Source organism: Streptomyces albireticuli (assembly GCF_002192455.1).
Lineage (GTDB): Bacteria > Actinomycetota > Actinomycetes > Streptomycetales > Streptomycetaceae > Streptomyces > Streptomyces albireticuli_B.
The window spans coordinates 5,665,286-5,679,541 of sequence record NZ_CP021744.1 but is presented as its reverse complement, the minus strand read 5'-3'; the positions used below and the strand labels follow the sequence as shown (position 1 = coordinate 5,679,541).

Annotated in this window: 12 protein-coding genes; 1 reads left to right on the top strand and 11 read right to left on the bottom strand. The window is 70.8% G+C overall.

Annotated features, from left to right (window positions below; genetic code table 11):
• Positions 1 to 37 precede the first annotated feature (37 nt).
• Positions 38 to 601, bottom strand: a complete 564-nt coding sequence (gene lspA, locus SMD11_RS24575; RefSeq protein ID WP_087928504.1) for a signal peptidase II — start codon at positions 599 to 601, stop codon at positions 38 to 40.
• Positions 602 to 665: 64 nt separating this feature from the next.
• Positions 666 to 1,571, bottom strand: a complete 906-nt coding sequence (locus tag SMD11_RS24570) for a TraR/DksA family transcriptional regulator (RefSeq protein WP_087928503.1) — start codon at positions 1,569 to 1,571, stop codon at positions 666 to 668.
• A gap of 471 nt (positions 1,572 to 2,042) precedes the next feature.
• On the opposite strand from SMD11_RS24570, the gene ileS reads away from it, so the two are divergent.
• Positions 2,043 to 5,189 (top strand): isoleucine--tRNA ligase, encoded by a 3,147-nt coding sequence (gene ileS / locus SMD11_RS24560; RefSeq protein WP_087928502.1) that lies wholly within the window; start codon positions 2,043 to 2,045, stop codon positions 5,187 to 5,189.
• A 292-nt stretch (positions 5,190 to 5,481) separates the two neighbouring features.
• Here the strand turns inward: ileS and SMD11_RS24555 are convergent, their stop codons facing one another.
• From SMD11_RS24555 to ftsW, 9 genes are all read right to left on the bottom strand, one after another.
• Entirely contained in the window at positions 5,482 to 6,705 is a 1,224-nt protein-coding gene (locus tag SMD11_RS24555) for a DivIVA domain-containing protein (protein WP_087928501.1), read from the bottom strand.
• Positions 6,706 to 6,766: 61 nt separating this feature from the next.
• Entirely contained in the window at positions 6,767 to 7,051 is a 285-nt protein-coding gene (locus tag SMD11_RS24550; RefSeq protein ID WP_087928500.1) for a YggT family protein, read from the bottom strand.
• Positions 7,052 to 7,127: 76 nt separating this feature from the next.
• Positions 7,128 to 7,730: a cell division protein SepF gene (locus tag SMD11_RS24545; RefSeq protein ID WP_087928499.1), complete on the bottom strand. Its 603-nt coding sequence runs from the start codon at positions 7,728 to 7,730 to the stop codon at positions 7,128 to 7,130.
• 122 nt (positions 7,731 to 7,852) lie between these two features.
• Complete coding sequence (locus tag SMD11_RS24540; protein WP_087928498.1) at positions 7,853 to 8,572, bottom strand: YggS family pyridoxal phosphate-dependent enzyme; 720 nt, start codon at positions 8,570 to 8,572, stop codon at positions 7,853 to 7,855.
• Between the two features lie 2 nt (positions 8,573 to 8,574).
• Positions 8,575 to 9,321 carry a peptidoglycan editing factor PgeF gene (gene pgeF / locus SMD11_RS24535; RefSeq protein WP_087928497.1) on the bottom strand — a complete coding sequence of 249 codons (747 nt, stop codon included), beginning with the start codon at positions 9,319 to 9,321 and terminating at the stop codon, positions 8,575 to 8,577.
• Positions 9,322 to 9,348: 27 nt separating this feature from the next.
• Entirely contained in the window at positions 9,349 to 10,587 is a 1,239-nt protein-coding gene (ftsZ, locus tag SMD11_RS24530; protein ID WP_087928496.1) for a cell division protein FtsZ, read from the bottom strand.
• 241 nt (positions 10,588 to 10,828) lie between these two features.
• Positions 10,829 to 11,683 (bottom strand): cell division protein FtsQ/DivIB, encoded by an 855-nt coding sequence (locus SMD11_RS24520; protein WP_087928494.1) that lies wholly within the window; start codon positions 11,681 to 11,683, stop codon positions 10,829 to 10,831.
• A 30-nt stretch (positions 11,684 to 11,713) separates the two neighbouring features.
• Positions 11,714 to 12,808 (bottom strand): undecaprenyldiphospho-muramoylpentapeptide beta-N-acetylglucosaminyltransferase, encoded by a 1,095-nt coding sequence (gene murG / locus SMD11_RS24515; RefSeq protein ID WP_087928493.1) that lies wholly within the window; start codon positions 12,806 to 12,808, stop codon positions 11,714 to 11,716.
• Positions 12,809 to 12,814: 6 nt separating this feature from the next.
• On the bottom strand, positions 12,815 to 14,206 hold the full coding sequence (gene ftsW / locus SMD11_RS24510) for a putative lipid II flippase FtsW (RefSeq protein ID WP_087928492.1): 1,392 nt from the start codon (positions 14,204 to 14,206) through the stop codon (positions 12,815 to 12,817).
• Between the last annotated feature and the right edge of the window lie 50 nt (positions 14,207 to 14,256).

Genomic DNA, 14,256 nt, shown 5'->3' with positions numbered 1-14,256 from the left:
GGACGGCGCCGGCCCGGCCGCACGTCCGCCCTCGTCGTCAGTCCTTGTGGACCGTGCCGTCGGGGTCCAGACCGCGGAAGGAGAGGATGACGATCAGGAAGCCGCCGCAGACGATCGCGGAGTCCGCGAGGTTGAAGACCGCGAAGCCCTGGGGGGCGATGAAGTCCACCACACCGCCCTCCAGACCGCCGGGCGCCCGGAAGAGCCGGTCCGTGAGATTGCCGAAGGCACCGCCGAGCAGCAGGCCGAGCGCGATCGCCCAGGGCAGGCTGTAGAGCTTGCGGGCGATCCGGGCGATCACCACGATCACGGCGGAGGCGATGATCGTGAAGACGATCGTCATCGCCTCGCCGATACCGAAGGCCGCGCCGCGGTTGCGGATCACGTCGAGCTGGAGCCACGTGCCGAAGATCTCGATGGGGTCGTGGTGCTCCAGCTTGGCCACCACGAGCAGCTTGCTGCCCAGGTCGAGAAGGTAGGCACAGACGGCCACCGTGAGGAGCACGGCGATGCGCCGCCCGCCCTTGGCCGCGGCTTCCGGCGCGTCCGCGGCCCCGTCGGCGCCCTCAGGCGTGCCGGTGGTCTGTTCCGCCTCTGTCACGTGAGTCCTTCGACGTCGTCCTGCCTGACTGAGGACGAGGGTACGGCACACACGCGCGAGCGGGTCAGCGGCGTTCCTGCCGCTGCTTGCACTCCACGCACAGCGTGGCCCGGGGAAACGCCTGCATACGCGCCTTTCCGATGGGCTTGCCACAGTTCTCGCAGAGGCCGTACGTACCGGCGTCGAGCCGCTCCAGGGCCCGCTCGGTCTGGAGCAGCATCTCGCGGGCGTTGGCCGCCAGGGCCAGCTCGTGCTCCCGGGTGATGTTCTTGGTGCCGGTGTCCGCCTGGTCGTCACCGGCGCCGTCGCCCGAATCGCGCATCAGACCGCTGATCGCCTCCTCGGAGCTGGCGATCTCGGCGCGCAGCCGCAGCACCTCGCTCTGGAGCTCCGTGCGGGCCTCGGCGACCTCGCCCGGCGACCAGGGTTCCTCTCCCGGCCGCACGGCGAGGGCGCCGGGGGCCGCGGCGGCCGTGCGGGCGCCGGGGACCTTCCCCGCGGCCTGCGCCCCTTCTTTCGCGTGCACGGTCTTCTTCGCAGCCACCGTCTTGGCTCCCGTCTTCTTCGCGGGCACCGCCGCGTGGGCGGTCTTCCCGGCTGCCTTCGGGGCGGGCGCCCCGGCAGCCTTCGGAGCGGCCGCGCTCTTGGCGGCCGCCTTCTTCGCAGGTGCTTTCCCGGCAGGCGCCTTCTTCACGGCCTTCTTCACGGCCTTCTTCGCGGTCGCCTTCTCGGCGGGCGCCTCCGCCGGGGCCTTCTCGGCGGCCGTCTTCCCCGCGGCCGTCTTCTTCACCGCCGCCGTCCCGGCCGTCTTCTTCACCGCTGTCTTCTTCGCCGCCGTCTTCTTGGCAGCAGTCTTCTTCGCCGTCGCCTTCTCCGGCGCCCCGGCGGTCTTCCCGGCACCCGTCCCGGCGGCCTTCCCCGCCGGTCTCTCCGCCGGTTCCGCGGCCTTGGCCGTCCTCTTCGCCACCATGACCGCGGCCCCTTCACATTTTATGATCTTGCGCGCGAATCGTGCCGGAACGATAGATCTCCACCGGGCACGCAGCAACGGGGCACGCCGGTCTCATCGTTTGTGCCCCGCCCCCGGCCCTGTAATCGGGCCGGACCGCTACCCGTACGGCCCCCCGGAATCCGGTAGGCCGCCCCCGGCCCGGGCCCGTACACTGGGCGCAGCGAAAGGCGTGGAAGGGACGAGTAGCTCCGCACGCGGCCATGAGCGACCCGGGGACGGTGGAAGCCCGGGGGTCCGCACGGTGTGAAGATCACCCCTGAGCCGCCGGAAGAACGCCCCACGGGGTCAGTAGAACCGGCATCGCGGCCCAATGAGGGGGCCGGAGGCACACGTGCCTGCGGCCAAGGAGGGTGGTACCGCGGGAGGCGCACGGCGCATCTCGTCCCTCCGACGGACAGCGCCAAGACGTTCCGCCGGAGGAAGCCTCAGATGAGTCCCCAGCCGCAGTACCGCCAGGTACCCGCTCAGGTGGACCTGCCCGCCCTGGAGCACGCCGTGCTCGATTTCTGGCGCGAGAGCAAGGTCTTCGCCCGTAGCCTCGAACAGTCCGAGGGACGGCCCGAGTGGGTCTTCTACGAGGGCCCGCCCACCGCCAACGGCATGCCGGGCGCCCACCACATCGAGGCCCGCGTCTTCAAGGACGTCTTCCCCCGCTTCCGCACCATGCAGGGCTACCACGTCGGCCGTAAGGCCGGCTGGGACTGCCACGGCCTGCCGGTCGAGCTCGCGGTCGAGAAGGAGCTGGGCTTCAACGGCAAGCAGGACATCGAGAAGTACGGCATCGCGGAGTTCAACGCGAAGTGCCGGGAGTCGGTGACCCGCCACACGGACGCCTTCGCCGAGCTCACCACCCGCATGGGCTACTGGGTCGACCTGGACGACGCCTACCGGACCATGGACCCCGAGTACGTCCAGTCCGTGTGGTGGTCGCTCAAGGAGATCTTCAACAAGGGCCTGCTGGTCCAGGACCACCGCGTCGCCCCCTGGTGCCCCCGCTGCGGCACCGGCCTGTCGGACCACGAGCTGGCCCAGGGCTACGAGACGGTCGTCGACCCCTCCGTCTACGTCCGCTTCCCGCTGACCTCCGGCCCGCTCGCGGGCGAGGCCTCGCTGCTGGTCTGGACGACCACCCCCTGGACCCTGGTCTCCAACACCGCCGCCGCCGCGCACCCCGACGTCACCTATGTCGTCGCCACCGACGGCAGCGAGAAGCTGGTCGTCGCCGAGCCGCTGCTGGAGAAGGCGCTCGGCGAGGGCTGGACGGCGACCGGGCAGTCCTTCACCGGCCGCGAGATGGAGCGCTGGGCCTACCGCCGCCCGTTCGACCTGGTCGAGCTGGAGGACGCCAACTTCGTCGTCAACGCCGAGTACGTCACGACCGAGGACGGCACGGGTCTGGTCCACCAGGCGCCCGCCTTCGGTGAGGACGACCTCAGGACCTGCCGCGCCTACGGCCTGCCGGTGGTCAACCCGGTCCGCCCGGACGGCACCTTCGAGGAGGGCCTCGCCCTCGTCGGCGGCCAGTTCTTCAAGAAGGCCGACGAGAAGCTCGTCGCGGACCTCGAAGCGCGCGGCCTGCTCTTCAAGCACATCGCCTACGAGCACAGCTACCCGCACTGCTGGCGCTGCCACACCGCGCTCCTCTACTACGCGCAGCCGTCCTGGTACATCCGCACGACGGCGGTCAAGGACCGGCTGCTCCAGGAGAACGAGAAGACCAACTGGTTCCCGGAGTCGGTCAAGCACGGCCGCTTCGGCGACTGGCTGACCAACAACATCGACTGGGCGCTCTCCCGCAACCGCTACTGGGGCACCCCGCTGCCCATCTGGCGCTGCGAGGAGAACCACCTCACCTGCGTGGGCTCGCTGGCCGAGCTCTCCGAGCTGTCCGGCACCGACCGGAGCGCGCTCGACCCGCACCGCCCGTACATCGACGACGTCACCTTCCCCTGCACCGCCGACGGCTGCTCCCGCACCGCCGTCCGTGTGCCGGAGGTCATCGACGCCTGGTACGACTCGGGCTCGATGCCCTTCGCGCAGTGGGGCTACCCGTACAAGAACAAGGAGCTCTTCGAGAAGCGCTACCCCGCGCAGTTCATCTCGGAGGCCATCGACCAGACCCGTGGCTGGTTCTACACCCTGATGGCGGTCGGCACCCTCGTCTTCGACAAGTCGTCGTACGAGAACGTCGTCTGCCTGGGCCACATCCTCGCCGAGGACGGCCGGAAGATGTCCAAGCACCTGGGCAACATCCTCCAGCCGATCCCGCTGATGGACCAGCACGGCGCCGACGCAGTCCGCTGGTTCATGGCGGCCGGCGGCTCCCCGTGGGCCGCGCGCCGCGTCGGCCACGGCACGATCCAGGAGGTCGTCCGCAAGACGCTCCTCACCTACTGGAACACCGTCGCCTTCCAGGCCCTCTACGCCCGTACGTCCGGCTGGGCGCCGTCCGCGTCCGACCCGGCGCCGGCCGACCGCCCGCTGCTGGACCGCTGGCTGCTCGGTGAGCTGAACACCCTGACCGACCAGGTCACCCAGGCGCTGGAGGCGTACGACACCCAGCGCGCCGGCAAGCTGCTGTCGTCCTTCGTCGACGACCTGTCCAACTGGTACGTGCGGCGTTCGCGCCGCCGGTTCTGGCAGGGCGACGCGGCGGCGCTGCGCACGCTGCACGAGGTCGTCGAGACCGTCACCCGCCTGATGGCGCCTCTGGTGCCGTTCATCACCGAGCGGGTGTGGCAGGACCTGGTCGTCCCGGTGGACGCCGAGGCCCCGGAGTCGGTGCACCTGGCGAGCTGGCCGGTGGCCGACACCACGCTGATCGACCCCGAGCTGTCCCGGCAGATGCTGCTCGTCCGCCGGCTGGTCGAGCTGGGCCGCGCGACCCGCGCCGAGTCCGGCGTCAAGACGCGTCAGCCGCTGTCCCGCGCGCTGGTCGCCGCCGCCGGCTTCGAGGCGCTGGGCACGGAGCTGCGCGCCCAGATCACCGAGGAGCTCAACGTCTCCTCGCTGGCCTCGCTGAGCGAGGTCGGCGGCTCGCTGGTGGACACCACGGCCAAGGCCAACTTCCGGGCGCTGGGCAAGCGGTTCGGCAAGGGCGTCCAGGCGGTGGCCAAGGCCGTCGCCGAGGCGGACGCCGCCGCGCTGTCGCTGGCCCTGCGCGAGGGCACGGCCTCCGTGGTCGTCGACGGCGAGCCCGTGTCGCTCTCCCCGGACGAGGTGATCATCACCGAGACCCCGCGCGAGGGCTGGTCGGTGGCCTCCGACTCCGGTGCCACGGTGGCGCTCGACCTGGAGATCACCCCGGAGCTGCGGCGTGCGGGCCTCGCCCGTGACGCGATCCGGCTGATCCAGGAGGCCCGTAAGAACAGCGGCCTGGACGTCGCCGACCGGATCGCGGTCCGCTGGTCCACGACGGACGCCGAGACCTCCGGCGCGCTGGCCGAGCACGCGGGCCTCATCGCGGACGAGGTCCTCGCGCTGGACTTCGCCGAGGGCGCGGCCGACGGTGAGGGCTACGGCGAGCCGTTCGAGGACGAGGGTCTCGCTCTGACGTTCCGCCTCCGTAAGGCGTAACGGCACCGGAAGCGGCGAACCGGCTGCCCCGGGAGGTCGAACCTCCCGGGGCAGCCGGTTTTTCCGTATCCCCACGTTTCGGCACCGCGTCCCGGGGCACTCGCACGGAAGCGCCGTTGCCCGTCCTCTTCGCCCTGGTGTCTCCCCATCCGTACTTCCGCGCCCCGCGCCCGCCGCCGCCCCGGCCACCGCGTTTGTCTCCGCGGCAAAACGCTTTGGACACGAAACGGGCCGGGCCCGGGACAAAGTCCCGGGCCCGGCCCGATGATTGCCTACGGCTCGCGCCGAGCGATCAGTTGTCGTCCTCGTCGATCAGGAAGCCCCGCATGGGGGACGGCGCCTGCTGCATCGGCTGCTGGCCCTGGGGCCGGACCGGTGCCATCGGCTGCGTCATCGCCGGGGACATCTGCTGCTGACCGCCGTACGACGGGGCACCCATCGAGGTGTTGCCACCCATGGAGGTGTTACCGCCCATGGACGGGTTGCCGCCCATGCTGTGGCCACCCATGCCCGCACCGGCCGAGGCCATGGACCCGCTCATCGAGGGGGCCGCGGGCAGCGACGGGGTGTTGGGGTTGCGCGGCGGGGCCAGCGAGTCGTCCGCCTGGTTCTCCAGCTGACGCAGCTGGCTCTCCAGGTAGGACTTCAGGCGGGTGCGGTACTCGCGCTCGAAGCCGCGCAGGTCCTCGACCTTGCGCTCCAGCGTGGCGCGGGCGGACTCCAGGGAGCCCATCGCGACGCGGTGCTTCTCCTGGGCGTCCCGCTCCAGGGCGTCGGCCTTGGCACGGGCGTCCCGCTCCAGACCCTCGGCACGGCTGCGCGCCTCGCCGACGATCTTGTTGGCCTCGGAACGGGCCTCCGCGATCGCCTGGTCGGCGGTCTGCTGAGCCAGCGACAGCACACGAGCGGCGCTGTCACCGCCCGGACCCTGACCCGGCTGCGGCAGCTGGGGGCCGGGGCCGCCCATCGGACCGTTCTGACCCATGGCGTTCTGACCCATGGGGCCGTTCTGCCCCATCTGGCCCTGACCCATGCCGTTCTGACCCATAGGACCGCCCTGACCCATCGGACCGTTCTGTCCCATGGGACCGCCCATCGGGCCGCCCATCGGGCCGTTCTGACCCATCGGGCCGGGGCCGTGCGGGCCCTGGGGACCGTGGCCGTGACCGCCGGGGCCGGCCGGCAGCTGCGGGGCACCGCCCGGAAGCTGCGGCGGGCCGCCCATCTGCTGCTGCTGCGGCACCGGCTGCGGTCCGGATATGGCGGCGGGCACCGGAGCCCCGGGCCGCTGGTCCTGCGGCTCGGGCTTCCGCATCCCCTGCTGCTGCTGGTTCTGCGCGGCGGCACGCGTCGCGGCGGCCAGCTTGGCGCGCAGGTCCTCGTTCTCCCGGAGCAGTCGGGTCAGTTCGGCCTCGACCTCGTCGAGAAAGGCATCGACCTCGTCCTCGTCATAGCCTTCTCGGAGACGGACGGTCGTGAACTGCTTGTTCCGCACGTCCTCGGGGGTCAACGGCATCTCTTCTTCACCTCAACGTAGTCGTCGGCAATCGGCAAGACCGTATCGTTCACAGCCGCGTTCACAGCCGGCTCACGACGGTGATCAGGATGTAGACGATGATCATCAGTACGAAGAAGGACAGGTCGAGCGCCACGCCCCCGAGACGCAGCGGCGGGATGAACCGCCGCAGAAGCTTGAGTGGCGGATCGGTGACAGTGTAGGTCGCCTCCAGGACGACCACCATCGCCTTACCGGGTTGCCATGAGCGAGCGAACTGGAAGACGTAATCCATCACCAGCCGGAAGATCAGAACGAACAGGAAGCAGTACAGCGCGATGTAGATCACCTGCAGTGCGATGTCCATCTCGCGCTTCCCTCTCCCCTTGCTCGTACCCGGCCTGTTAGGCCGTCATTCATCCGGCATTGCCCGGTATTGCGTCTCAGCTCTGATTGAAGAACCCGCCCTCTGCGATGCGGGCCTTGTCCTCCGCCGTGACATCGACGTTAGCAGGAGACAGCAGGAACACCTTCTGCGTCACCCGCTCGATGCTGCCGTGGAGACCGAAGACCAGACCGGCGGCGAAGTCGACGAGACGCTTCGCGTCCGTGTCGTCCATCTCCGTCAAATTCATGATCACCGGGGTGCCCTCCCGGAAGTGTTCCCCGATGGTACGGGCCTCGTTGTAGGTCCGGGGGTGCAATGTCGTGATGCGGTAGGGCTCCCGCTCGGACACAACCTTGGGCATGATCACCGGTGCGTTCTTCTCCAGAGAGTGGCGTTCGGGTGTGATGGACGCCACGGGGGCGATTCGGGCGGGTCGTCCCGTTTCCGCTACGAGCGGAGCGGGTTCGCGTTGTGCAGGTGGCTGGGCGACTCGAACCGGTTCGTCCGGTTGCGTCTGTTGAGACTGGTGCTGCTGCCTGCGGCGGTCGGGCTCAGGCTCGGGCTCGAACTCGTCGTCGGGGTCGAAACCCGGGCCGTCGTACCCATCGTCCTCCACGAGGCCGAGGTAGACCGCCATCTTGCGCATCGCGCCGGCCATTCTCTGCGTCCTCCGCTCTGTGGTGGATCGGCTCCGTCAACGGCGCCTTGGATCCACTTGGTCTGCCCGTCTTTTGACGGTAATGACCATATTTTCTGCTGTGGTCCGACTTCTTGGCGACGTTACCCGAGCCTGGGTCGGACTCCGAGCACCGCCGATCCGACACGTACATGTGTCGCCCCGGCTGCCACGGCGTCATCCAGGTCCGCGCTCATCCCTGCTGACACCATGTTCGCAGCAGGATGGGCCGCGCGCATGCCCGTTGAGATTTCCAGCAGCCGGTCGAAGGCCGCCCGAGGGCGTCCGGCGAACGGGCCGGCGAGCGGAGCCACCGTCATCAGTCCGGCGGGACGCAGGCCTTCGGCCGCGGCGAGCCCGTCGGCCAGCGCGGCCACCCCGTCGGGCGCGACCCCGCCGCGGTCCCCCCGCTCACCCGACTCGGCGTCAAGAGCCACCTGGATCAGGCAGTCGAGCTCACGGCCGGCCCGGACGGCGGCCGCGGACAGGGCGGTGACCAGTCGATCGCGGTCGACGGAATGCACCACATCGGCATAACTCACCACCGAACGCACCTTGTTCGTCTGCAATTGTCCGACAAAGTGCCAGGTGAGGGGCAGATCCGCGCACTCGGCCGCCTTGGGCGCGGCGTCCTGGTCGCGGTTCTCCGCGACGTGCCGGACGCCGAGTTCGGCGAGGAGGCGCACATCACTGGCGGGGTAGATCTTGGTGACCACGATCAGGGTCACTTCGTCCCGCGCGCGCCCGGCGGCGGCGCAGGCGGAGGAGATACGTTCCTCCACGCGCGCCAGATTGTCGGCCAGTTCCGTTTTACGGTCCGTCACAGTCAGTCCAACCAGACATAACTCGCGAGCCGCCCTGTGGTGTGCTCGCGCCGATATGAGAAATGATCCCGCGATTCCAGCGTGCAAATGTGAGATTGTCCGCTGATATTCACGCCGAGTCGGGCCAATTGCGCCCTTACTCCCGCGGCGACGTCCACGGCCGGGGTGCCCTGCCGGGTGGTGGCCCAGGCCTCGGGCACCACCGCGGCGACGTCGGCCCGCATGGCCTCCGGTACCTCGTAGCAGAGGCCGCAGACCGAGGGCCCGGTGCGGGCGACGATCCGGGCGGGGTCCGCGCCGAGCGCGGTCATCGCCTCGACGGTCGCGGGGACGACCCCGGCGACCAGACCCGGCCGGCCGGCGTGCGCCGCGCCCGCCACCCCGGCGACCGGGTCGGCGAGCAGGACCGGGGTGCAGTCCGCGGTCAGGACCGCGAGGGCGAGCCCCCGGCGGGCCGTCACCACCCCGTCGACGGCCGGAATGTCCGAGGTGTCCCAGGGGCCGTCGACGACGGCCACGTCACGGCCGTGCACCTGGTTCATCCAGACGACCGCCGCGGGGTCGAGGCCGAGGCCCTTCGCCGCCCGCTCGCGGTTGGCCCGGACGGCGGCGGGGTCGTCGCCGACCGCGCCGCCGAGGTTGAGCTCGTCATACGGAGCGGCGCTCACCCCGCCCCACCTGTCGGTGAAGGCGAAGTGCGCGCCGCTCGCGTGCTCTTCGGTTGTCACTGCGTGCTGTTGCCCTATCACTGGGGGCCGCTCACTCGTTCGTTGGCACTACTTGAGGAAGTCCGGGACGTCCAGTTCCTCGGCGGTCGAGTCCTGGTACGGACGGGCCGGCGGGACCTGCGGGGACGAGACCGGCGGGGCCGGGATCTCGTTGACCGGGGCCGGCTCGGACAGCGGCTCCTCGCTGCGCGGGGTGACGCTGCCCAGTCCGCCGAAGGAGGACCGGGACGGCTCGGGCGTGGCCGGGCGGCTCGGTGCCGCCGAGGCCGGGGCGCTCTCCTCACGACCCGCGCCGTAGGAGGAGCCGAGCACCTTGTCGCGGCTGCCCTTGGCCGGCGGCTGGCCGCCGTCGAAGCCCGCCGCGATGACGGTGACCCGGACCTCGTCGCCCAGGGCGTCGTCGATGACGGCGCCGAAGATGATGTTGGCCTCGGGGTGGGCCGCCTCGCTGACCAGCTGCGCCGCCTCGTTGATCTCGAAGAGACCGAGGTCGGAGCCGCCGGAGATGGAGAGCAGCACACCGCGGGCGCCGTCGATCGACGCCTCCAGGAGCGGCGAGGAGATCGCCATCTCCGCGGCGGCCACCGCGCGGTCGTCGCCGCGGGCGGAGCCGATGCCCATGAGCGCCGAGCCCGCCTCGGACATCACGGACTTGACGTCCGCGAAGTCGAGGTTGATCAGGCCCGGGGTGGTGATCAGGTCGGTGATGCCCTGCACGCCCGACAGCAGTACCTGGTCCGCGGACTTGAACGCGTCGAGCACGCTCACCTGGCGGTCCGAGATGGACAGCAGTCGGTCATTGGGGATCACGATGAGGGTGTCGACCTCGTCGCGCAGACCAGCGATGCCGTCCTCCGCCTGGTTCGCCCGGCGGCGTCCCTCGAAGGTGAACGGGCGGGTGACCACGCCGATCGTCAGGGCGCCCAGCGAGCGGGCGATGTTGGCGACGACGGGGGCGCCACCGGTGCCGGTGCCGCCGCCCTCACCCGCGGTGACGAAGACCATGTCGGCCCCCTTGAGGACCTCCTCGATCTCCTCGCGGTGGTCCTCGGCCGCCTTGCGGCCGACATCGGGGTTGGCGCCGGCGCCGAGGCCGCGGGTGAGCTCGCGGCCGACGTCGAGCTTGACGTCGGCGTCGCTCATCAGCAGGGCCTGCGCATCGGTGTTGATCGCGATGAACTCGACGCCCTTGAGACCGACCTCGATCATCCGGTTGATGGCGTTCACGCCACCGCCGCCGATTCCGACGACCTTGATGACTGCGAGGTAGTTCTGCGGTGCTGCCACGTCGAAGGCCTCTCGCCTCGAGTTACGTATGCCTGGGGGACGGTTCTCAATGCCGACCCGAACCCTCAACCTGAAGTTTAGGGTTACCGGTGCCGCTGTTCGCTGGGGTTCTCCGAACAGGACACTAAGTCGACAAGCCGCGCGTGTTCAACGAACACGCCGAACCTCCCGTTTTTCTTTTCACCCTATGTGATCACCCATAGCCGTAGCCAGCCAGGGTGTCGGCCGACCGCCCCGGGCGTCAACTCCCCGACGCCGCCGGAGCGCTGGGAGCGCTCACATCGAAGTGCCGCGCCCCTCGCGCCGCCTTCATCAGAGCGGTGAGCGTACGGGCTTTCGCGTCGCCCCGCTCACCACTCCCCCAGACCACCGTCCGACCGCCCGTCAGCTCCAGGGTGATGGAGTCGTACGAGCGTACGCGGATGGCACGGGTGTCCGCGCGGACGTCCGCGGGCAGCGACTCGGCGACCCGGACGCCCTCGCGCTCCAGCCGCGGCGGGCCGAACCGGCGGAGGCTGGGCGACTCCGCGGCCTCGACCGTCAGCCGCGGGACCCCTTTCGGGGGGCGGTCGACTGTGGCGAAGCGCACGCCGTCGCCGTCGATCTCGATGAACTTCCCGGCCTTCTCGACGATCGCCCGTGGCTGACGTTCGACCACTTCGAGGGCGATCCCGCGCGGCCAGGACCGCTCGACGGACACCGTGTCGATCCTCGGCAGCCGCTCGCGCAGCCGCTCGGCGATGGCGTCGGTGTCCACGGAGGCCAGGGGTTCGCCGAGCGGGACCTCGGCGGCCTTGCGCACCTCCTCGGGCGTCAGCACCCGGACGCCGCTGACGTCCACGTGCCGGGCCCGCAGCCAGCTGGAGCCGTAGAGCGCCCAGCCGGCGGCGCCGCCGAGGAGCACCGCGGCGGCGGTCCAGAGCAGCAGCCGCCGCCGGGGAACCCGCAGCCGCAGCCGGCGGAGGAGCCGGGAGCGGCCGCGGGGCCCGCCCGGCTTGCGCTTGGCCGGCCGGGGCGGGCCGGACCGCACCGCTTTCCCGCCCTTGGGGTTCCTGCTCTTCGAGCCACCGCGCTGAGCGGTCGACGGTCCGGCCACGCTCCCCTAGCCTCCTGCTCCTACGGGCGTTCAGCCCGCTCTGCGTGCGGCAACAGCCTCGTACACCATGCCGACGAGCAGCTCGTCGGCGTCGCGGCGCCCGAACTCGGAGGCGGCGCGGGACATCTCGTACAGCCGGTGCGGGTTGCCGAGCACCGGGAGGACCTGGCTCTGGATCCACTCGGGGGTCAGCTCGGCGTCGTCGACCAGCAGGCCGCCGCCCGCCTTGACCACCGGCTGGGCGTTGAGCCGCTGTTCGCCGTTGCCGATGGGCAGCGGGACGTAGGCGGCCGGGAGCCCGACGGCGGACAGCTCGGCGACGGTCATGGCGCCCGCGCGGCAGAGCATCATGTCGGCCGCGGCGTACGCGAGATCCATCCGGTCCACATACGGTACCGGGACATAGGGCGGCATTCCGGGCATGTTGTCCACATGCGGCAATTCGTTCTTCGGACCGACCGCGTGCAGGATCTGGATGCCGGAGCGCTGGAGCGCCGGGGCGACGGCCTGGACGACCTCGTTCAGCCGGCGCGCGCCCTGGGAACCGCCGGAGACCAGCAGGGTCGGCAGGTTGGGGTCGAGCCCGAAGTACGACCGCGCCTCGAACCGGACCGCGGCCCGGTCGAGGGTGGCGATGGTGCGCCGCAGCGGGATGCCGACGTAGCGGGCGTTGCGCAGCTTGCTGTCCGGGGTGGACACCGCGACGGCCGCCGCGTAGCGCGAGCCGATCTTGTTGGCGAGGCCGGGCCGGGCGTTGGCCTCGTGCACGATGATCGGCACGCCGAGCCGCTTGGCGGCCAGGTAACCGGGCAGCGCCACATAGCCGCCGAAGCCGACCACGCAGTCCGCCTTGGTGCGCTCCAGGATCTGCTCGGCGGCCTTGATGGTGCCGCGCAGCCGTCCGGGGACGGTGATCAGCTCGGGTGTGGGCTTGCGAGGCAGGGGTACGGCGGGGATGAGCCCGAGTTCATAGCCCCGCTCGGGCACCAGCCGGGTCTCCAGACCCCGCTCCGTGCCGAGCGCCGTGATCCCCACGGTCGGGTCCTGCCTGCGCAGGGCGTCCGCGAGGGCGAGCGCGGGCTCGATGTGGCCGGCGGTCCCCCCACCGGCGAGTACGACATGCACCGAAATTCACCGCTCTCCGGACGGTCGCTTCTTGACGCGCCGTCTCATCGTCTTCCATCTCACCCCAGGCTGCCGCATGGCCAGCGCCGCCCGTGCACCGGGTTCGTCGCGCGCGAACGCGATCAGCAGCCCGATGGCGAACATGGTCGGCAGCAGGGCGGACCCTCCGTAGGAGAACAGCGGCAGGGGGACACCGGCGATCGGCAGCAGGCCGAGCACCGCACCGATGTTGACCACGGCCTGGGCCGTGATCCAGGTGGTCACACCTCCCGCGGCGTACCTCACGAAGGGGTCCTCCGTGCGTCCGGCCACGCGGATACCCGCATAGCCTAGAGCCGCGAACAGGGCGAGTACCGACAGCGTCCCCGCGAGACCGAGTTCCTCACCGGTGATGGCGAAGATGAAGTCTGTGTGAGGTTCGGGGAGTTCGCCCCATTTCTCCACACTCGCTCCGAGGCCGGCCCCGAACCAGCCGCCGTTGGCCAGCGCGTAGATCCCGTGCACGGCCTGCCAGCACTGGTCGTTGGTGCCGGGGTCGGTGGCGCCGATGCAGGCGAGCCGGGACATGCGGTTCGCACTGGTCTTGATGAACAGTACGGCGAGGACGGCCGTGACGCCGAACACCCCGGCGAACAGCCGGGTGGGGGCACCGGCCACCCACAGAAGCCCCAGCAGCACCGTGGTGAGCACCACGGTGGTGCCCATGTCGCCGCCCAGCATGATCAGGCCGAGCAGCACGAAGGTCACCGGCACCAGCGGGACCAGCAGGTGTTTCCACTGGGTGAGCAGCTTCTTGACCTGTTTACGGGCCAGCAGGTCGGCGCCCCAGAGCACCAGGGCCAGCTTGGCGAACTCGCTGGGCTGGAGCTGGAAGGGGCCGCCGAGGGAGATCCAGTTGGTGTTGCCGTTGATGGTCTCGCCGATGCCGGGCACCTGGACCAGGCAGAGCAGGAAGAGCGAGCCCGCGAGGGCGGGGTAGGCGAAGGCCCGGAGCACCTTCACGGGCATCCGGGCGGCCGTCAGCAGCAGCACGGCGCCGATCGCGGCGGCCAGCAGCTGCTTGCGGAAGAAGAAGCTGGGCGGCAGGCCGTTCTGGAGGGCCTTGATCTGGGAGGCGGAGTAGACCATGACCAGGCCGAGCACGGTGATCAGCAGCGAGCCGCCGAGCACCAGGTAATAGGCGGTCAGCGGCCGGTCCCAGGCGCGCTTGGCCCGCAGGTGCAGGGTCTTGAGCCCGCCCAGCACGGTGCCGCGGGGCGGGCGGCGGCCGGGACCGCCCCCGCCGCGGGCCGCGGCGGGGCGGGGTGCCCGGACGGGCCGGGGGCGCGCGGCGGGCCCGCGCAGGGCCGTCCAGGCGTCCCGGGGGCCCCGGGGGGCGGCGGTGTGGTCGGCGTGCATCCGGGTGTCCCTCCGCTCGAGTCCCGCGCCGCCCGCCCGCGCCCGGGGTC